Here is a 19,660-nt window from a genome sequence, read left to right as displayed (position 1 = left end):
CGATGGTCTCCACCCCGGACTTCGGACGCACCCTCGACCGCCTCAAGCCCGTCGTCGGTGCGGTGACGAAGGCGCACATCGCGCTCTATCGCCGCACCGGCGGCCGGCTCGGGCACTCGATCCCGGGCATGCCGACGATGCTGCTGCTCGACCACGTCGGGGCGCGCAGCGCCCGTCTGCGGACGACGCCGCTGCTCTACTTCGTCGACCCCGAGGACCCCGACGACCTGGTGATCGTCGCGTCGTACGGCGGGCACCCGCGCCACCCCGCCTGGTTCCACAACCTCCGGGCGCACCCGGACACGACCGTCCAGGTGCGCGACGAGGTCCGGCCGGTGCACGCGCGGGTGGCCACCGACGCCGAGCGGGCGCGCCTCTGGCCCGCGGCGACCGCGACGTACTCGCCGTACACGGGCTACCAGCAGCGGGCCGACGAGGTCGGGCGGACCATCCCGTTCGTGATCCTCACCCGACGGGACTAGCGCAAGCGCACGTGGTCCGGGGTCAGGTCCTTCACCGACGACACCCCGAGCAGCGCCATCGTCCGGCGGATCTCGGCGGTGAGGATCGTCGCGAGGTGCTCGACGCCGAGCTCGCCGCCGGCCATGAGCGCGTAGAGGTACGCGCGGCCGACCAGGCAGCCCGAGGCGCCGAGCGCGACGGCGGCGACGATGTCGGCGCCCGACATGATCCCGGTGTCGAGCATGACCTCGGCCTCCCCGCCGACCTCGGCCACCACCGACGGCAGCGTCTCGAGGGGGACGGGCGCGCGGTCGAGCTGCCGCCCGCCGTGGTTCGACACGATCACCGCGTCGGCGCCGGCGTCGACCACCCGCCGCGCGTCCTCGGCGGTCTGCACGCCCTTCACCACGAGCGGTCCGTTCCACGTGGATCGGAGCCAGGTGAGGTCGTCGAGGGTCAGCGCCGGGTCGAACATCGAGTCGATGAGCTCGGCGACCGTGCCCTCCCACGAGGTCAGGGCCGCGAACTCCAGCGGGTCGGTGGTGAGGACGTTCGCCCACCAGTGCGGGTGGCGCGCCATGTCGAACAGGGTGCGTGCCGTGAGGGCCGGCGGGATGGTCAGCCCGTTGTAGGCGTCGCGCAGACGGGCCCCGCCGACCGGGGTGTCCACGGTCAGCATGATCGCCTCGTTGCCGGCCTCCGCCGCCCGGCGCACGACCTCCTCGCTCGCGGCCCGGTCGCGCCAGAGGTAGAGCTGGAACCAGCGGCGGGTGTGCGGAGCGGCCGCGGCGAGGTCCGCGGGCGACGTCGTGCCCATGGTCGAGAGGGTGTGCGGCACCCCGATGCGCCCCGCCACGCGCGCCACGGCCGGCTCGCCGGCGTGGTGCATCATCCGGGTGAACCCGGTGGGGGCGAAGGCGAAGGGCAGCGCCGACGGGCCGCCGAGCAGGGTCGTCGAGGTGTCGATGTGCGAGACGTCGCGCAGCACCGAGGGCCGGAACTCGAGCGCGGCGAACGCCTCCCGCGCCCGGTTCAGCGAGCGCTCGCCCTCGGCGGCGCCGTCGGTGTAGTCGAACACCGCCCGCGGCGTGCGGCGCCGGGCGATCTCCCGCAGGTCGCCGACGGTGTGCGCCCGCGCGAGACGGCGTCGCGTCGGGTCGGGATCGGGCCGGGCCAGGCGCAGGAGGGGGCGCAGCTCCGACGGGCGGGGCAGCCGTCGCGGGGTGCGGACGCGGGGCGGTCGCTCCTCGGAGGTCGTCATCCGTCCTCGTTCCTCGTCGCGGCGATCGGGTCGCCCCCCACCGAACGACGCCGGGGGCGGCACGTCAAGCGCGCGGGGATGGTCCCCCCGTGGCGAGGGCCGGTGCGGTACAACCGACCCGGACTCCGCCGGGACCGGTGGAGGGTGTCGGGAGAGGACGAAGGTCGTGAGCTACCCGCAGCGCTCGTGGGACGACGGTGACGTCGAGGTCATCGGCAGCCGGCTGTGGGCCGGCGGGGTCGCCACGGCCGTGGTCGCCGCGGGGATCGCCATCGTGGGCGTGCTCATCCTCACGAACGTCTTCGACCTCGGCATCCAGACCGCGCAGCGCAGCGGCGCGCTGGTCGACAACGCGATCACGATCATCCCGGTCTGCGCCGCGATCGCGGCGCTCGCCGGCACGGCCCTGCTGCACCTGCTGCTGCTGACCACGCCCCGCCCGGCCACCTTCTTCTCGGCGATCGTGCTGCTGGTGCTCGTGGTCCTGCTGCTGCAGGTCTTCCTCGCGCGCGGCGGCGTCGTCGACCACATCGCCACCGCGATCCTCTACGCGGCGATCGGGCTGGCGATCATCTCGATGCTCTCGGGCGTCTCGCGCACGGCGGTGCGGCCCGTGACCTCCGGCGGCTGGGGCGGACGGCAGTACGACGGCCGGTACGACCAGCGCTACGGCTCCTACGACCAGCAGCAGCAGCGTCCGGGCCCGTACGCCGGCGGGGACCAGCGCACGACCCGCTACGACCCGCGGGGCGGACAGGGTGGCGGCGCCGGCTGGTAGGCCGATCGGCCCCTCTCGTACCCCCGGTTGCGCCCGGTAGCGGCGCCCGGACCTTCCGTGACGTTGATTCTATTGACGCCACTTCGCTTGACCCTCTGTGCCGGCCCTGACGACCCTGGAGGGGCGTGATGCTCTACGCGGGTGATCCCTCCTGCCCGCGTCCAGCTCCGTCGCCCCAGGTGGGGCGACAACGGGACGAGAGGTCGGCGATGTCACCCACGGCGGTCAACGGTTCGAGCACGAGCCGCGAGCACGAGGTCACCGGACGCACCCCGGTCACGCCACACGGCACGGCGCCCGGCCCGGGCCACCCCGTCGACCTCCAGGCCGCGCGGGCCGCCCTGCGGCTGGCCCTCCCCGAGCCCGGCAGCAAGTTCAGCCAGGACGACGAGTGGTGCGTCGTGGCCGAGCCGGACGGGTCGTGGGCCGAGTACCGGTTCCACGACTACGACCGCATCTTCGGCGTCCGCGGGCTGTACGAGAAGATCTTCTATGACGTCCTGGGCTGCGACTCGCCGCGCTTCATGGTGGGCCTGCTCAACGACGCCCTGGCGTCCGCCGGCGTCCCGGCCGACTCGCTGCGGGTGCTGGACCTCGGCGCGGGCAACGGCATCATGGCCGAGGAGCTCGCCGCCGTCGGCGTCGAACACTCCGTCGGGGTCGACATCCTCCCCGAGGCCCGCGACGCGGCCGAGCGCGACCGTCCCGGCCTGTACGCCGGGTACCACGTCGCCGACCTCACGGCGCTGCCCGAGTCGGAGCGCCGGGCACTGGCCTCCCACGGGCTGAACACCCTCACGGTGGTGGCGGCCCTCGGCTTCGGCGACATCCCGCCGGCCGCGTTCCGCACCGCCTACGATCTCATCGCGCCGGACGGATGGGTCGTCATGACGATCAAGGACGCGTTCCTCGAGGAGACCGACACCTCCGGCTTCGGGGGCATGATCGGCGAGTCGATCCGGTCGGGCGCCCTGGAGGTCGTGCGCCGCGAGCGCTTCCAGCACCGCCTGGCCACCGACAGCAGCCCGCTGCTCTACGAGGGGATCGTCGCGCGCAAGCGGGGGCCGCTCGCGGGGTGAGCCTGGCCTCCGACCCGTCGGTAACCGTGTGATCCAGGTCCCAGACGGGCACACTTCTCCCTGGAGCGCGCCAGGCGCGGCGCGCTCCGGGAGTCGACGTGGAGGTCCCCCTCGCATGACCGTGGAGTCGCACCGCAACCGCCCGGCGACGGTGCCGGGTGCCACCATCGACGTGGCCACCACGCTGGAGTCGCTGCTGCCGGCCGATCTGCTGGCCGAGGCCGATCCGGCCCTGTGGGGCCGCACCGTCGTGCAGATGGCCCAGGGCCTCGCGACCCACCCGGCCGACGTCGGCCGGGTGGTGGCCGCGCACGCCGCCCTGACCGCCCGCATCGGCACGGCGGCCGTCGCCCGGGCGCTCGGCTCGACGGCCGACGGGCCCGTGCCGATCGAGAAGGACGGCCGCTTCCGCGACACGACCTGGGAGGAGAACCCCGTCTACTGGGGGCTCCGCCAGGAGTACCTCGCGCTGGTGGCGACGCTGCACGACCTCGTCGACGCCGCCGGCCTCGACGAGTCCTCCCGCGAGCGGGCCGGCCTGCTCGCCGACGTGCTGGGCAGCGTCCTCTCGCCCACCAACCTGCTCCCCGGCAACCCGGCCGCCCTCAAGCGGGCGTTCGAGACCGGTGGCTCGAGCGTGCTGTCGGGCTTCCGCCAGATGCTCGACGACCTGGCGACCAACCAGGGCCGCCCCCAGCAGGTCGACCGGACGAGCCTGCGGGTCGGGCAGGAGCTGGCGGCGACGCCGGGCAAGGTCGTCTACCGCAACCGGCTCATGGAGCTCATCCAGTTCGAGCCGCAGACCGACGAGGTCCACGAGATCCCGATCCTCGTGAGCCCGCCGTGGATCAACAAGTACTACGTCATGGACCTCGCGCCGGGTCGCAGCTTCCTCGAGTGGGCCATCCAGCACGGCCACACCGTCTTCGTCATCAGCTACCGCGACCCCGACGAGTCCATGGCCGACACGGGCCTCGACGACTACCTCGAGCTCGGCGACCTGGCCGCGCTGGACGTCGTCCAGGAGATCACCGGCGCCGACAAGGTCAACCTCGTCGGGCTCTGCCTCGGCGGGCTCATGGCGACCATCGCCACCGCGATGCTCCACTCCCGGGGCCAGGGCGACCGCGTCAACTCGCTGACGCTGCAGAACACCCTGCTCGACTACTCCGACCCCGGGCCCGTCGCGAGCTTCGTCGATCCGGAGATCGTCGAGCGGCTCGAGCGCAAGATGGCGAAGACCGGCTACCTGCCGGCCGACGCGATGGCCGGCACCTTCGACCTGCTCCGCGCCAACGACCTGATCTTCAACTACGTCGGGCCGAACTGGCTGGAGGGCAAGACGCCGCCGGCGTTCGACATCCTCGCCTGGAACAACGACTCCACGCGCATGCCGGCCAAGATGCACGCCTTCTACCTGCGGCACTTCTACCTGGAGAACGAGCTGGCGCGCGGCGAGCTCGAGCTGCTCGGCGAGCACCTGTCGCTGAAGTCGGTCACGAACGACACGTTCATCGTGGGGGCCGTGAACGACCACATCGCGCCCTGGCGCACGTCGTTCACGTCGACCGGCCTGCTGGGTGGCGACGTCACGTTCACCCTGTCCAACGGCGGCCACATCGCCGGCGTCGTCAACCCGCCCGGGAAGAAGGCCAAGCACTGGATCGGCACGGTCGGCGGCGAGTCCGCACCGGATGCCGACACCTGGCTGCAGCGGGCGAGCGAGGTCGCGGGCTCCTGGTGGGAGCCGTGGCGCGACTGGATCGGTGAGCGCGCCGGCGGCATGCGCACCCCGCCGCCCACCGGCTCGGACGCCCACCCGCCGCTGGGCGACGCGCCGGGCTCGTACGTCCTCGGCACCGCCTGATCCCGGTCGGCCGCGCGTTTCGCCCGGTCAAGGCTGGGTAACACGAGGCCCCCCGCACCCGATCGTCGGTTGACGGACCTCGCCGAGGCCGCCACGGTGTTGCGTAGAGCGCACATCTCTTCGCGCTCTGCGCAACTCGTCGCTCCGTCGCCGCCCTGAGGGTGTGGGGGACCATGAACCGTCACGCGTCCGTCGTCCTGCGTCGCAAGGTGGACGAGGCGGTGGGGCCGGGATACGACCCCGTGTTCCTGCGTCTCGACCTCCTGCTCGCCGGTCGGGAGGCGCGGTGCCCGTGCGCGTCCTGCTCCTCCCGGACGGCCGAGGCCCGCGAGCGGCTCCTCGCGGCGCTGCCGCCGCTCTGAATCGCGGGAATCGCCGTCCCACGTGTGGCCGGTGCCACCGCGCCGGGACCCGCGGCGGTGCGTGCTTGGTAAACTGAGCGCTGTCACCGACGACGCGGAGGAATCCACCATGGCCACCCCGACCGCCGACGAGGCCCGCGACCAGGCCCTCGACGTGATCGCCCAGGCCCAGGAGGCGGGGATCCGGTTCGCCGGCTCCGTCGCCGAGAGCTGGGCCTCGGTGCTGCGCGGCATCCCCGGCATCGGCAGCGTCCTCGGCGCCGACACGTCCGGTAGCTCGCTCGGCAACTCGTTCGGTCACTCGTTCGGGGGAGGCCCCGGCACCGCCGGCGTGCCGCACACCGCCGTCGAGGCCGTCGACCGCTTCTACGACACCGGCGTGCAGCTCCTCGAGGCGCAGCGCTCCGCCGCGCACCACATGCTCGGCGCCATGGGGCCCGCGCTGCGGCCGCTGATCTCGGTCACGCCGCCCGCCGCGCGCCGCTGACCGAGGTGTCGCACCCGGGCGGGCCCTGGGAGGACCACCGCCGCGCCCTCGGCGGGTTCATCCGTAGCCAGCGCAAGCTCGCCCGTCTCTCGCTGCGGCAGCTCTCGGCCCTCAGCAACATCTCGAACCCCTACCTCAGTCAGGTCGAGCGGGGGCTCCACGAACCGTCCGTGCGCGTGCTGCACTCGATCGCGGAGGCCCTGGACATCTCGGCCGAGACCCTGCTGCTGCAGGCGGGCCTGGTGCGTGAGCAGGCCGGTGGGCACCCCACGTCCGGCGACGACGGTGCGCCGTCGTCGACCGAGCGGGCGATCCGCGCCGATTCCCGGCTCTCGGACGCCCAGAAGGAGGCCCTGATCTCCGTGTACCGCAGCTACGTCACCGGCTCACCCGACGGGAGGTCGACATCGTGAGCGCCCTCCTGGCCTCGGACCCCGAGCCGTCCCCCCGTCCGGCGCCCGACGACCACCACGACCGCACCGTCCTCGGACACCGCGTGCACGTCGCGCACCGCCCCGGGGCGCCCGGACGCCTGCCGCTGGTGCTGGTCAACGGGATCGGCGCGAGCCTCGAGCTGTTCGACCCGCTCGTCGAGGCGCTGGACCCCGAGCGGCCCGTCGTGCGCTTCGACGTCCCGGGCATCGGCGGCTCGCCGCTGCCGTGGGTGCCCCTGCCGATGGCGGGGCTCGCGATGCTCGTCCGCGGTCTGCTCGACGACCTCGGCTACGGCAAGGCCGACATCCTCGGCCTCTCGTGGGGAGGTGGGATCGCCCAGCAGTTCGCGCTCCAGCACCCCGATCGCACCGCCCGGCTCGCCCTGGTGAGCACGGGGACGGGCGCGATGATGGTGCCCGCACGCTTCACCGTGCTGGCGAAGATGCTCACGCCCCGGCGCTACAACGACCGCTCCTACCGGCGCGAGGCCGGCGCGGAGATCTACCAGGGCGAGTCCCAGTCGGCCGTCGACGCGGTGTTCTCCCGCGTGCACCCGGTCATGTTCCGCGCCTACCTCTTCCAGCTCATGGCGCTCATGAGCTGGACGAGCCTGCCGGTGCTCCCGTTCATCGGGGCGCCGACGCTGGTGCTCGCGGGCCGTCGCGACCCGGTCATCCCGGTGGTCAACGCCCACCTCATGGGCGCGCTGATGCCGCGCGGCACCGTGCACCTGCACGAGGGCGGGCACCTCGGTCTGCTGACCCGGCCCGACGAGCTCGGGCGCGTGGTGGAGGAGTTCCTGGACGCCTAACCTCCGGGCCATGACGACGGTCGACTGGCGGACCTGGGTTCCCGAGCGGCTGGCGTACCCGGAGGTGCCGGTCGGCGCGCTGCTCGACGGCGCGGCCCGGCGCTACGGCGACCGCGTGGCGTTCCGCCACCACGACCGCACGCTGAGCTTCACCGAGCTGTGGCGCGCGGCGAGCGGGTTCGCCCACCACCTGCACGCCCGCGGGGTGGTGCCCGGCGACGTCGTCGGCGTGCACCTGCCCAACGTGCTGGCCTTCCCCGTCGCCTACTACGGGATCCTGCTGGCCGGGGCCACGTTCACCCCGGTCAGCCCGCAGCTGCCGGCCGACGGCGTGGCCGCCCAGCTCGCGGACGCGGGGGCGGTGGCGGTGGTCGGCCTGGCCGACGTGGGGGCCGGGGTGCCGCTGATCGCGACCGACGGCGTGGGGTTCGCGGGGGTCGACAGCGTGGACGGGGCCGAGGCGCCGCCGGTGGTCGACGTCGACCCCACCGTCGCCCGCGCCCACCTCGCCTACACCGGCGGCACGACCGGCAGCCCCAAGGGCGTCGTGCTCACGCACGCGAACGTCGTCACCAACGTCCTGCAGTACGCGTGCCACGGCAGCGGGTCGCGTCCCGTCCCCGGGGTCGGTGGCGAGGTGGGCCTCGAGCAGATCGGGCCGTCGGAGGAGTGGCCGATCCGCCTCGGCGAGGGCACCGGGATCGCCGTCGCCCCGTGGTTCCACGCGATGGGCACGATCGGCGGCATCGGCGTCGCCGTGGTGTCCGGGGCCACGAGCATCGTCCACGAGCGCTTCGACCCCGTCCGCTTCCTGGCCGACGTCGAGACCCACCGGGCGACGACGATCTCGGGTGCCCCGCCGCTCTTCCACGCCCTGCTCGCGCACCCGGAGGCGGCGCAGCGCGACCTCACCTCGGTGCGGACGGTGACGTCCGGGGCCGCGCCGATGCCGCTCGCGCTGGCCCGGCGGATCGCCGAGCGCATGCCGGAGGCGGTGATCGTCGAGGGCTACGGGATGACCGAGGCGACGATGGGTCTCACGATCGGTGCGACCGCACGGTCCGCGCACCGCCGGGTCGGCACGGTCGGCGTCCCGGTGCCGGACACCGAGATCCGCATCGGCTCGCCGGACGCGCCCGCCGGGGTGGGCGAGGCCGGCGAGGTGTGGGCGCGCGGTCCGCAGGTGATGACCGGCTACCTCGACCGGCCGGAGGCCACCGCGGAGACGCTGGTCGACGGGTGGCTGCGGACCGGCGACATCGGCGTGCTCGGCGAGGACGGGCAGCTCGAGATCGTCGACCGGGCCAAGGACATGCTGCTCTACAAGGGCTACAACGTGTACCCGCGCGAGCTCGAGGAGCTGCTGGCAGCGCGCCCCGAGGTCGCGGCGGCCGCCGTCGTGGGACGTGCGGATGCGGCGGTCGGCGAGGAGCCCGTCGCCGTGATCGTCGCGGCACCGGGCCACGAGCCCACCCCGGAGCTGGGCGCGGCCCTCGCCGCGGCCCTGGACGAGCAGGTCGCGCCCTACAAGCGCCTGCGCGCGGTGCACGCCGTCGACGCGCTGCCCGTCTCGGCCGCCGGGAAGGTGCTCAAGCGGGACCTGCGGGACGCCCTGACCGGGGGATCCACCCCGCTCGGCGGACCGATCTGGACGCGCACCACGGGCTAGAGTGGCGTCATGGCCCGCATCCGCATCGTGCGCGCCGCCGACGGGCGGCAGTGGATGGTGCGCCAGAAGCTGGAGTGGACCGACCCCGCGACGGGGGAGGACTTCGAGCACGACATGCAGGGCGGCCAGCTCGCGGCCATCGGCATCGTCTCGATCATGGGTCTGCTCTGGGTCGCGCTCCTGGCCTGGTGGTTCACCGGCAGCCAGGGTGTCGTCGTCCCGATCTGGGTGTGGCTGATCCTGCTGATCGTGGCCGGGTTCTTCCCGGGCCGCTGGGTGCTGCGCCGTCCCCGCACGCTCGTCGCCGAGACGCCGGGCGGTGCCGACGGCTCCGCACCCGAACGCTGGGTGGGGTGGGTGCGCGGCACGGCCGCCGCGCGCGAGGAGATGACCGCGACCATCCGGAGCCTCGAGACCCGGGCGACGCCCGCCTACGCGGACAGTCCCCTGCAACCCGTCAGTTGATGGGTCGCTGAGCTGACATGCCGGAGCTTCCCGAGGTCGAGGCCCTCGCCGAGCACCTGCGCACGCACGCGCTCGCTCGCCCCGTGGCGCGCACGGACCTCGCGAGCATGACCGTCCTCAAGACCTTCGACCCGCCGCTCTCGGCGCTGACCGGCCGGCTGGTCACCGGGGCGGCGCGGCACGGGAAGTTCCTGGACCTCGAGCTCGACGGGATCCACCTCGTCGTGCACCTCTCGCGCGCCGGGTGGCTGCGCTGGCACGACCAGGCGTCGGCCACCCCGCCGAAGCCGGGCAAGGGGCCGCTGGAGTTCCGGGTGCACCTGGAGAAGGTCGGCGGGCCCGGCTTCGACCTCACCGAGGCGGGCACCCAGAAGCGCCTCGCCGTGTACCTCGTCGAGGACCCGTCGCAGGTCCCGGGCGTGGCCAAGCTCGGCCCGGACGCGCTCTCGCTCGACCGCGCGTCGTTCGGGGAGCTGCTCGCCGGTCGCTCCGAGCGGCTCAAGACCCTGATCGTCGACCAGCAGGTGCTCGCCGGGATCGGCAACGCCTACTCCGACGAGATCCTGCACGTCGCGAAGCTGTCGCCGTTCGCGTCGGCGGGCAAGCTCGACGCCGACGCGGTCGACCGGCTGCACGCCGCGATGGTCGGCGTGCTGTCCGAGGCGGTGGAGCGCGCCGTCGGCCAGGACGCCGCGCGTCTCAAGGGCGAGAAGCGCTCGGGGATGCGGGTGCACGCGCGCACCGGGCTGCCGTGTCCCGTGTGCGGTGACACCGTCCGCGAGGTCTCGTACGCCGAACGGTCCTTCCAGTACTGCCCCACATGCCAGACGCAGGGTCGCGCGTTGGCGGACCGCCGGCTGTCCCGTCTGGTCAAATAGCCCCGTGCCCGCCTGGCTGACCGATCCGCGCGTGGTCGCCGCCGTCGTGGTGGCGATCGCGCTGGTGGTCGCGGTGCTGGTCTACCGCCGCGTGAAGCGGCGCAACCAGTTCGCGTCGCCGCTGGAGCGCGCGACGTTCTCCACGCTGCACACCGTCTCGCTGGCCGCACCAGCGCTGCGCGAGGGCCTGTCGGAGGGCTCGGCGCAGTTCGCCGTGCCCTACCTGCGCACGCTGCTCGACACCGAGGCGCTGTCGATGACGGGCTCGGACTGCGTGCCGCTGGCCTGGGACGGCGAGGCCGAGCACCACAGCCTGGACGTGCGCCAGTACGCCGAGAAGGTCATGCGCACGGGGCGCCAGCAGGTGGCCAGCCGCAAGGACATCGAGTGCGGCTCGCAGGACTGCCCGGTGCGCGGGATCGTCGTCGTGCCCCTCGAGGTCGACGGCAACGTCGCCGGCACGCTGGCCGCGGTCAGCGCGGACACCCCGGGGCCTGTCCTGCTGCGCGCCTCGGCGGAGGTCGCGCGCTACGTCTCCAGCCAGCTCGAGCTCGCCGACCTCGACGAGTCCCGCGCGCGCCTCAACCGTGCCGAGGTCCGGGCGCTGCGCGCCCAGATCTCGCCGCACTTCATCTACAACGCGCTCAACACGGTGGCCTCGTTCATCCGCACCGACCCCGAGCGCGCCCGCGAGCTGCTCATGGAGTTCGCCGACTTCACCCGCTACTCGTTCCGGCAGGCCGGCGAGTACACGACGCTGGCCGACGAGCTCAAGAACATCGACCGCTACCTGGCCCTCGAGCACGCACGGTTCGGCAACCGGCTCACGGTCAAGGTGCAGGTCGCGCCCGAGGTGCTCTCGGTGGTCCTGCCGTTCCTGGCGCTGCAGCCGCTGGTCGAGAACGCGGTGCGCCACGGGCTGTCGGGCAAGCCGGGCGGCGGCACCGTCACGCTCACCGCCGAGGACTCCGGCGCCGAGTGCACGATCATCGTCGAGGACGACGGCGTCGGGATGGACCCGCAGGCGCTCAAGGAGGAGAACCGCGACGCGCACCTCTCCGGCGCCCACGTCGGCCTCGGCAACGTGGACGACCGCATGCGCTCCGCCTTCGGCCCCGACTACGGCCTGATCGTCGAGACCGAGCGCGGCGCGGGAACGAAGATCATCCTGCGCGTCCCGAAGTTCCGGGCCGGCGTCCGCGTGTAGCCCGGCGCCGGTGATCACGGGCCACCCGTTCGGCGCAGATAGTCTCGGGTCATGGAATTGCGGTTCGGCTCGGCCCTGTCCTCGGTCCTGCCCGGTCCCCTCGCGGCCGCCACCGGCACGCGCACGGTCAGCGTCGTGCGCCTGCAGGGCGTGATCGCCGCGGCCGGCGGGCCGGTGCCGAGGTCGCTCATCAACATCAACGCGGTCGAGGACGCCCTCAAGCGGGCCTTCACCGCGGAGCGCGCCGAGGCCGTCGCCCTGGTGATCAACTCGCCGGGCGGGGCGCCCACGCAGTCCGCCCTGGTGGCCGACCGCATCCGCGGCCTCGCCGAGGAGCACCAGATGCCGGTGCTGGCGTTCTGCGAGGACGTCGCGGCGTCCGGCGGGTACTGGCTGGCCTGCGCGGCCGACGAGATCTACGCGCACCCGACCTCGCTCGTCGGCTCGATCGGCGTCGTGTCCGGCGGCTTCGGGCTGCAGGGGCTCATCGAGCGCTTCGGCATCGAGCGCCGCCTGCACACCGCGGGCCAGAACAAGGCGCGCCTCGACCCGTTCCAGCCCGAGAAGGCCGAGGACGTCGAGTGGCTGCTCGGCATGCAGGGCGAGCTGCACGAGATGTTCATCGACTGGGTGCGCGCGCGGCGCGGTGCGGCGCTGCAGGAGAACGGCGACCTGTTCACCGGCGAGGTGTGGACGGGGAAGCGGGCCCTGGAGCTGGGGCTGATCGACGACCTCGGCACCGCCCGCGACGTCCTCGCGCGCCGCTTCCCCGACGCCGAGCCCGTCACGGTCGAGCCCCGCAAGCCGCTCCTGGCGCGCCTCGGGCTCGGCGGCGTCCTCGGGCCCGCCGCGGCCCCGGCGGCCGCGCTGGACCCGGTCGGCACGGCCCTCGAGTGGTTCGAGCAGCGGGCCCTCTGGAGCCGGTTCGGGCTCTGATCCGGGCACCGTTCCGGTCATCGGGGCGATCGATTCACTCCCCTCCGTCGCCCGGTCCGACCTAGGCTCCCGGGTCCGGACGTCGTGAGCTCACCGCTGCGGGAGGTGGACCGTGCCGGTCCCCGGCGTCCCGTGGGGTGGGCGCGACACCTCGGCGCTGAGCCACGAGCTCATCCACCGCTGGATCCACGACGGCGCCGACCCCGCGGCCCTCGACTCCGCACGCCGGCGCCACGCCGCCCGCGGTGAGGAGCTGCGGGCCGCGGCGCAGCGGCTGCAGCGGGCGCACGGCGAGCTGGGGGCCTCCTGGCGTGGCCGGGACGCCGACGCCGCCACGCAGCACGTGCGCACGCTCGTGGCCCGTATGAGCCGGCTCGGGGACGCCGTCACCGGGCAGGCCGGCAGCCTCCGGGGCGTGCGCGACGCCCTCGCGCGCGTCCAGTCGCTCGTCGGGCCGCCCCGTCCGCCCGCGCTGCCGGTCCTCGGGGCCTCGCCGGCCACGCCGGGCCTGGCGGGCGCGCTGACGACCGGAGGGCCGCCGGACGGGTTCGGGGCCTTCCAGGCCGCGCAGGCCGAGGAGCGGGCCGCTCAGGGGGCGTACCGCGCCTACCTGGAGCAGACCGGACTCGCCGCCCGCGGCGCCCCGTCGGCCGTGGACGGGCTCGCGGGACGGGCGTCGACGGCGGCGCCCGGCGTCCCGGCGCCCGCGCGCGGGCTCCCGGCCGGTCCCGAGGGGGCGGGGTCGGGCCGGCCCGGCGTCCTCGCGCGGGCTGCGGGGCCCGCCGGCCCGGGTGGCGGGGCTGCGGGGGTCAGGGTCCCGACGGGCACGGTGCCGGGTGGCGGTCCCGCCGGTGGGGCGGGAGCACCCGTGGTTCGCGGCGGGGCGGTCGCGCCGGGGGTGGGGCCGGAGCCCCGGGTGGCGGGGCCCGGCCGGGGCCGGTCGGCCGGCTCGTGTCGCGGCTGCTCGGGGGCCCGGAGCACGGCGCACCGGGTGGTGCGGGTGGAGGCGGCGCGCCCCGTCCTGGCGGACCGCCCGCCGGGCCGGCAGGCGGCCCCGGAGTGCCACCCGGGACGACGCGGGACCCGACCCCGGGCAGGGTCCCGGGCACGACGCCGGGCACGACGCCGGGCACCGTCCCCGCGGCCGGCACACGCGGCCCGGCGAGGGCCGCCGGCCCGACCCCGGCCGACCGCCTCACCGGCGGTGCCGGTGGCGCCGTCGCGGGACGCGGCGGGGACACTTGGGAGCGGCGCGGCGGGCGCCGCAGCGCGGACCCCGCGGTGGCCGCGGACCCGCCGGAGCAGGCCCCGGCCGACCCCGGGCCCGCGCCCGCCACCGGCCCAGGCTACACCTCCACACCGGGCCCCGACGCCCCGCTGGTGCCCCCGGTCACCGGCGCGGGACCCGACGTCGGTCGGGCGCACGGGCCCGGCGTCCGCCACCCCGAGTACCTCGTCGACGCCGACCCCTGGCGCGACCCCGCCGAGGATCCCGACGACCGCCGCCTGGTCACGCCACCGGTGCTCGGGGAGCAGGACGACCGGTGAGCGGACTCGTCCTCGACCGCCACGAGCTGCTGTGGGTCCTCGAGCAGTGCGGGGCCGGGTGGCCCTACCCGCTGCGCCCGGCGCACTGGTCGGCGGAGACCGACGCCGAGGTCCGGCGCCACCGCGAGGCCACCGAGAACGCCCTGCGCGCCCGTGGCCTGCTCGAGCCGGGGCCCGCGCGCGTCCTGCTCGACGCGGGGACCGCCGTCGCCGGGTGGGTGCTCGCCGTCGACCTCGTCCGCCGCGACGCGACCGCACCCCGGGCGGCGGTGGCGCTCACCGACGGGCGCACGGCGACCCTGCTGGACTCGCCCGAGCACGCGCAGGCGCCCGTGCGCGTGACGCCGTGCCCGCCGGACGGGCTCGCCGAGGCCCTGTTCGGGCTGGTCCCGCCCCTGCCGCCCGGCAGCGGACCGCCCGTGCCCGTGCCCGTGGGCACCGTGCCTGCCGACCTGCCGTCGACCGCCCGGGCGATGCGCGCCCGGGACAGAGCCGAGGACCTGCTCGCGACCGTCACGGCCGTCACGCAGGTCGGGGTGGCCGACCGGCGCGACGGCACGCCCCGGCGCGTCACCGAGCCCCTGTGCTGGCTCGACGGCCCCCGCGGACGGCACGTCCTGCGCTCGCCCCCGCCCGGGGCCACCGCGCGTCCGCCGGTGCTCGTTCCGGCGACCGGCGGACAACTGCTCTCCGACGTCCGTACCGTGCTGGCCGACGCGGCCGTGCCGCGCCCGCCGGGAAGGAGCACCGCATGAGCGCACCCCAGCCGCCTCCCGGCGGCGACAGTGGCACCGGTGGCACCGGCGGCGGTGAAGCCGCGATGCGGCCCGACGAGGCGCGGGCGTTCGCGGGCAAGGTCGATGCGCTCGAGCAGGGCGTCACCGAGGCGCAGGCGGCGCTCGACGGCCTCGGGGCCGAGTCGCTGGCCGTCGGTACCGGGGAGGACAACGCGGCGATCGCCGCCTGGTACCGCGAGCTCGTGACTTCGGACACGGTGCCGGCCGCGCGCACCCTCGCCGCCGAGCTCGACGCGCTGCGACGCGCCGTGCGCGAGAGCGCCGCCGCGTGGGAGCACACGGACGCCGGGGCCGCGGCCACCTACCGCCCCGAATCCGGGTCGACCTGAGCCCGTGGGCGCCCACCGATGCCCGTGTGCGCCCTTCGGGTCGTTCGGGTGGCGCAGCGACGCACCCCCGAACGGGTGGTCCCGCTCGGCGACACACCGCATGACCCCCGGCTCGCCCTGCACGAGGGGTGGGGCACGGAAGGGTGGCGAGCCGATCGGGTCCTATCGTGGACGTGCGAACCTCGGCTGGGCAGGATGGCGACGCAGTGAACACGAGTGAGAACGACGGCCTCGTAGTACTCGCCGTCGACGACGAAGAGCCGGCTCTCATGGAGCTGGCGTACCTGCTCGAGCAGGACCAGCGTGTCGGCACCGTCCTACGGGCGTCCGACGCGATCGCGGCCCTGCGCATCCTCACGGGCGGCGACCGTGTCGACCTGGGCGGGTTCGGGGGTGGCACGCCCCCGACCGGACTCCCGGCGCCGGCCAAGCAGTCGGACGTCGACGTCCTGTTCCTCGACATCCGCATGCCGGGCCTCGACGGTCTCGAGCTCGCGAACGTCCTGTCGCGCTACGTCATCCCGCCGTCGGTGGTCTTCGTGACGGCGCACGACGACCGTGCGGTCGAGGCCTTCGACGTCGGCGCGGTCGACTACCTGCTCAAGCCGCTGCGTCCCGAGCGTCTCTACGCCTCGCTGTCGCGGATCCTGTCCTCGCGCGGCACCACCGTGCCGGTCGAGCCCGCCGCCGACGAGGAGGGCGACGACGAGGTGATCCCCGTCGAGCTCGCCGGCACCACGAAGCTGGTGCAGCGCTCGACGGTGCGCTGGGTGGAGGCGCAGGGCGACTACGCGCGTCTGCACACCACCGAGGGCAGCCACCTCGTCCGCATCCCGCTGTCGGTGCTCGAGGAGCGCTGGTCGGACGCCGGCTTCGTGCGCATCCACCGCTCGTACCTGGTCGCGCTGCCGCTGATCACCGAGCTGCGGCTGGCCGGCTCCGGGTACGTCGTGCGCCTGGGCAGCGGCGGGGACGTCGCCGAGCTGCCCGTGAGCCGGCGCCACACGCGCGAGCTCAAGGACCGTCTCGTCCGCTCGACGAAACAGGCCTGGGGCCGACGGTGAGCTCCCCCGGCGGCTCGGCGCGGGCCACGGGGCCCGCTCCGGGCACCGCCGGGGCAGACAGCTCTGCCGACGGCTCGGCCGACGGCTCCCCCGACGCGCCCGCGGACGTCGCGCCGGGCACGTCGGGGGAGGCGCTGCGCCCGGTCCCCGACCCGCCGGCACCGGGGACGTCGGCGGCGCCGGAGGAACCGGAGGCGTCCGACCCGCCGCCGGAGGCGTCCGACCCGCCGCCGGAGGCGTCCGACCCGCCGCCGGACGCCGACGGCGACTCCTGGACCGGCAGCGGGCCCGACACCGGCACCGTCCACCGGTCGCGGCCCTCCCGGTCGGGGCGGTCGTCCACGGGCGCCCCGACGCCTCCGAGCCCGATGACGGCCAGCCCAATGACGGCCACGCCAACGAGCGCCGGCCCGATGACCGCCGGCCCGATGACCGCCGGCCCGATGACCGCCGGCCCGACGACCGCCGGCCCGGCCCCGGTGACCGCAAGCCCGACGACCGCCGGCCCGGCCCCGGTGACCGCCGCCGTCGGCGCGACCCCGGGCCCGCCCACCGGCGCGACCCCGGCGCCGGGCGCGAGCTCGACCCCGGTCGCGATGACCGACCCGCCGCGGCGCCCGGTCCCGCCGACGTTCTCGTCCCCGGGCCAGCCGCCGCCGGGCGTCGCGCGTCGCCACGGCCGGCACGCGCGTCCCGAGGTCGGCGCGGTGCACACGCCGCCGTCGGGATACCGCCCGCGGCACGCGGCGCCGGACGCGGAGACCGAGCAGTTCGCGGCGGTGCCCTACACCGGCCCGGGCGGTGTCGGACCCGCGCCGCTGGCCCGTCCCTCGTCCGACGACGAGGCCGGCGACCCGCACGAGCCCGTCCCGATGGCCGCCCGCACGACCGCGGTGAACGCCTCGGCCACCACCGACAACACCCCGATCTCCGACGCCGACATGGCGCTGTGGACCGGCCCCGGCGTCGTCGTGCCCCCGCTGTCGTCCGAGACGGACGGCGCGGGCGACCGCGTCCGCGTCGTGCTGGCCGAGCGGCGCGTGCCCACCCGCGCCGTCCGCACGGTGGCCGAGATCGAGCAGCAGACCGAGACCGGTGAGCTCCTGCTGCGCAACCTCCTGCGCGCACAGCTCGCGCTCGGCCTGCGGCTGGGCCTCGTCGCGGTGTTCGTCCTCGGCGCCCTGCCGGTGCTCTTCCTCGTGGTCCCGCGCGTCGGGTCGGTCGAGATCGCGGGCGTGACGCTGCCCTGGCTCGTCCTGGGCTTCCTGCCCTACCCGTTCGTGCTCGCCCTGGCCTGGCTCTACATCCGCACCGCCGAGCGCAACGAGCTCGACTTCGCCGACAACGTGGAGGACTGACCGGCGTGGACACCGCCGGGTACGTCGCCGTGGCCGCCGTCGTCGTCGTCGGCATCGTCACGATCGTCATCGGTTCCCTGGGCGTGCGGGTCGCGCGCACGACGGACGACTTCCTGGCCGCCTCGCGCACCGTCGGCACCCGCGCCAACGCTGCGGCGATCTCCGGGCAGTACCTCTCGGCGGCCTCGTTCCTCGGCGTGGCCGGCATCGTGCTCAAGGACGGTGTCGACGGGCTCTGGTACCCGATCGGCTTCACGGCGGGCTACCTCGCGCTGCTGTTCTTCGTCGCCGCCCCGCTGCGCCGCTCCGGGGCCTACACGGTCCCCGACTTCGCCGAGGTCCGGCTCGACTCCACGTTCCTGCGCACGGTCACCACCTGGTTCGTCGTGATCATCGGCTGGCTCTACCTGCTGCCGCAGCTGCAGGCGGCCGGGCTGGCCCTGACGGTGCTGACGACCGCCCCGGAGTGGGTGGGCGTGGTGGCCGTCGGCCTGGTGGTCACCGCGAGCGTGACCTTCGGCGGCATGCGGTCGATGACCTTCGTGCAGGCGTTCCAGTACTGGCTCAAGCTCACGGCCCTCGCCGTGCCCGCGCTGGTGCTGCTCGCGGTCTTCGTGTTCGGGCCGGACCGCGACGGCACGCCCCCGCCGCCGGTGTTCACCGACGCCACGAGCGTCGACGTGAGCACCCCGGTCACCCTGCAGGTGGCGGCACCGATCGACATCGGTGTGCGCGGCGAGGTGGACGGCGCGACCGTCAACGGGCCGGTGTCGTGGGCGCCGGGGCTGCACACGGTGGACGCCGGCACCACGCTGAACTTCCCGGCCGGGGCGGCGGTGCCCGTGGTCACCGACGCCGACCCCGACGCGGGCGCGTGGTCCGCGCCGCTCACCGGGGACAGCGAGGACGGGCACCCGCTGCTCGCGACGTACTCGCTGGTCCTGGCCCTCCTGCTGGGCACCATGGGCCTGCCGCACGTGCTCGTGCGCTTCTACACCAACCCGGACGGCCGGGCGGCCCGCCGGACGACGCTCATGGTGCTGGCGATGCTGGGCGGCTTCTACCTGCTGCCCGTGGTGCTCGGGGCGCTGTCGCGGCTCTACGTCCCGCAGCTGCTGGTCACGGGCCAGACGGACGCGGCCGTGCTGCTCCTGCCGACGGCGGCGCTGCCGGGCTGGATCGGTATCGGGCTGGCCGCGCTCGTCGCCGCCGGCGCGTTCGCGGCGTTCCTGTCGACGTCGTCGGGGCTCCTGCTCTCGGTGGCCGGCGTCCTGTCGACCGACCTGCTGCCCCGCAAGCTCGGCGACTTCCGCATCGCCGCGCACATCGGGGGCGTGGTGCCGATCGTCGCCGCCCTCGGCGCCACCCGTCTCGACTTCTCGCTGACGGTCTCCCTGGCCTTCGCGCTCGCCGCCTCGACGTTCTGCCCGCTGCTCGTGCTGGGCATCTGGTGGAAGGGCCTCACCGACCGCGGCGCGACCATGGGCATGCTCATCGGCGGCGGCCTCGCCGTGCTCGCCGTCGGCTCGACGCTCGCGGGCCTCGCCCCGGGCGGCTGGGTCGGGGTGCTGCTCGCGCGTCCCGCGTTGGTCACGGTGCCGCTCACGTTCCTCGTCATGGTCCTCGTGAGCCGTTCGTCCCCCCAGCGCGTGCCCGCGAACGTGGGCCGCACCCTCCTGCGCCTGCACGCGCCCGAGCGCCTCGGGCTCGGCGACGTCCGGCGTGGCGCGCGTCCTTCGGCCTGATCACGCCGGCCCGTCCCGTAACCTCCCGGCGACGCTGCGTGAGCAGATGCGACGCGCCGTGACGTGCCGGGACGATTCGGACGAACGGGAGGGATCGGAATGGACCAGTGGGTCGGCTCGAC

At 75.0% G+C, this 19,660-nt stretch carries 20 protein-coding genes; 19 read left to right on the top strand and 1 reads right to left on the bottom strand.

What is annotated here, in order from left to right; all coding sequences use genetic code 11:
• Positions 1–2 precede the first annotated feature (2 nt).
• On the top strand, positions 3–482 hold the full coding sequence (locus tag OG774_RS19820) for a nitroreductase family deazaflavin-dependent oxidoreductase (protein ID WP_328303562.1): 480 nt from the start codon (positions 3–5) through the stop codon (positions 480–482).
• Here the strand turns inward: OG774_RS19820 and OG774_RS19815 are convergent.
• Complete coding sequence (locus OG774_RS19815) at positions 479–1,723, bottom strand: alpha-hydroxy acid oxidase (protein ID WP_328303560.1); 1,245 nt, start codon at positions 1,721–1,723, stop codon at positions 479–481. The two genes, OG774_RS19820 and OG774_RS19815, sit on opposite strands and share 4 nt — an antisense overlap.
• Before the next feature lie 166 nt (positions 1,724–1,889).
• Between OG774_RS19815 and OG774_RS19810 the strand changes: the two genes are divergently transcribed.
• The 18 genes from OG774_RS19810 (at position 1,890) to OG774_RS19725 (ending at position 19,538) form a co-directional block, all read left to right on the top strand.
• Positions 1,890–2,501, top strand: a complete 612-nt coding sequence (locus OG774_RS19810; RefSeq protein WP_328303558.1) for a hypothetical protein — start codon at positions 1,890–1,892, stop codon at positions 2,499–2,501.
• 209 nt (positions 2,502–2,710) lie between these two features.
• Positions 2,711–3,580 carry a class I SAM-dependent DNA methyltransferase gene (locus OG774_RS19805; RefSeq protein WP_328303556.1) on the top strand — a complete coding sequence of 290 codons (870 nt, stop codon included), beginning with the start codon at positions 2,711–2,713 and terminating at the stop codon, positions 3,578–3,580.
• Positions 3,581–3,695: 115 nt separating this feature from the next.
• Positions 3,696–5,447, top strand: coding sequence for a PHA/PHB synthase family protein (locus OG774_RS19800; RefSeq protein WP_328303554.1), 1,752 nt, complete (start codon positions 3,696–3,698; stop codon positions 5,445–5,447).
• 173 nt (positions 5,448–5,620) lie between these two features.
• Entirely contained in the window at positions 5,621–5,809 is a 189-nt protein-coding gene (locus OG774_RS19795; protein ID WP_274196878.1) for a hypothetical protein, read from the top strand.
• 109 nt (positions 5,810–5,918) lie between these two features.
• Positions 5,919–6,296 (top strand): hypothetical protein, encoded by a 378-nt coding sequence (locus OG774_RS19790; RefSeq protein WP_328303552.1) that lies wholly within the window; start codon positions 5,919–5,921, stop codon positions 6,294–6,296.
• Between the two features lie 5 nt (positions 6,297–6,301).
• Entirely contained in the window at positions 6,302–6,709 is a 408-nt protein-coding gene (locus tag OG774_RS19785; RefSeq protein WP_274187324.1) for a helix-turn-helix domain-containing protein, read from the top strand.
• Entirely contained in the window at positions 6,706–7,542 is an 837-nt protein-coding gene (locus OG774_RS19780) for an alpha/beta fold hydrolase (protein ID WP_328303549.1), read from the top strand. The genes OG774_RS19785 and OG774_RS19780 overlap by 4 nt, the downstream gene beginning before the upstream one ends.
• Positions 7,543–7,552: 10 nt before the next feature.
• Positions 7,553–9,211, top strand: a complete 1,659-nt coding sequence (locus OG774_RS19775) for a class I adenylate-forming enzyme family protein (RefSeq protein ID WP_328303547.1) — start codon at positions 7,553–7,555, stop codon at positions 9,209–9,211.
• A gap of 9 nt (positions 9,212–9,220) precedes the next feature.
• Entirely contained in the window at positions 9,221–9,676 is a 456-nt protein-coding gene (locus OG774_RS19770) for a hypothetical protein (protein ID WP_274196882.1), read from the top strand.
• Positions 9,677–9,693: 17 nt separating this feature from the next.
• Complete coding sequence (locus tag OG774_RS19765) at positions 9,694–10,554, top strand: Fpg/Nei family DNA glycosylase (RefSeq protein ID WP_328303544.1); 861 nt, start codon at positions 9,694–9,696, stop codon at positions 10,552–10,554.
• Positions 10,555–10,558: 4 nt separating this feature from the next.
• A complete protein-coding gene (locus tag OG774_RS19760) occupies positions 10,559–11,761 on the top strand; it encodes a histidine kinase (protein WP_274196884.1) in 1,203 nt (400 codons plus the stop codon).
• Positions 11,762–11,812: 51 nt separating this feature from the next.
• Positions 11,813–12,697: a S49 family peptidase gene (locus tag OG774_RS19755; protein WP_328303541.1), complete on the top strand. Its 885-nt coding sequence runs from the start codon at positions 11,813–11,815 to the stop codon at positions 12,695–12,697.
• A 1,281-nt stretch (positions 12,698–13,978) separates the two neighbouring features.
• Positions 13,979–14,245, top strand: a complete 267-nt coding sequence (locus OG774_RS19750) for a hypothetical protein (protein WP_328303539.1) — start codon at positions 13,979–13,981, stop codon at positions 14,243–14,245.
• On the top strand, positions 14,242–15,000 hold the full coding sequence (locus OG774_RS19745) for an ESX secretion-associated protein EspG (protein WP_328303537.1): 759 nt from the start codon (positions 14,242–14,244) through the stop codon (positions 14,998–15,000). The genes OG774_RS19750 and OG774_RS19745 overlap by 4 nt, the downstream gene beginning before the upstream one ends.
• On the top strand, positions 14,997–15,371 hold the full coding sequence (locus tag OG774_RS19740; RefSeq protein ID WP_328303535.1) for a hypothetical protein: 375 nt from the start codon (positions 14,997–14,999) through the stop codon (positions 15,369–15,371). Before OG774_RS19745 ends, OG774_RS19740 begins: the two co-directional genes overlap by 4 nt.
• A 206-nt stretch (positions 15,372–15,577) precedes the next feature.
• Complete coding sequence (locus OG774_RS19735) at positions 15,578–16,435, top strand: LytR/AlgR family response regulator transcription factor (protein ID WP_274187314.1); 858 nt, start codon at positions 15,578–15,580, stop codon at positions 16,433–16,435.
• Positions 16,432–17,793 carry a hypothetical protein gene (locus OG774_RS19730; protein WP_328303532.1) on the top strand — a complete coding sequence of 454 codons (1,362 nt, stop codon included), beginning with the start codon at positions 16,432–16,434 and terminating at the stop codon, positions 17,791–17,793. The genes OG774_RS19735 and OG774_RS19730 overlap by 4 nt, the downstream gene beginning before the upstream one ends.
• 5 nt (positions 17,794–17,798) lie before the next feature.
• Positions 17,799–19,538 carry a sodium/solute symporter gene (locus OG774_RS19725; protein ID WP_328303530.1) on the top strand — a complete coding sequence of 580 codons (1,740 nt, stop codon included), beginning with the start codon at positions 17,799–17,801 and terminating at the stop codon, positions 19,536–19,538.
• Positions 19,539–19,660 lie beyond the last annotated feature (122 nt).

Origin of the sequence: Actinomycetospora sp. NBC_00405, from assembly GCF_036044095.1 — a bacterium.
GTDB lineage: Bacteria > Actinomycetota > Actinomycetes > Mycobacteriales > Pseudonocardiaceae > Actinomycetospora > Actinomycetospora callitridis.
The sequence above is the reverse complement of the archived record's forward strand: the minus strand, read 5'-3'. Positions and strand labels throughout refer to the sequence as shown.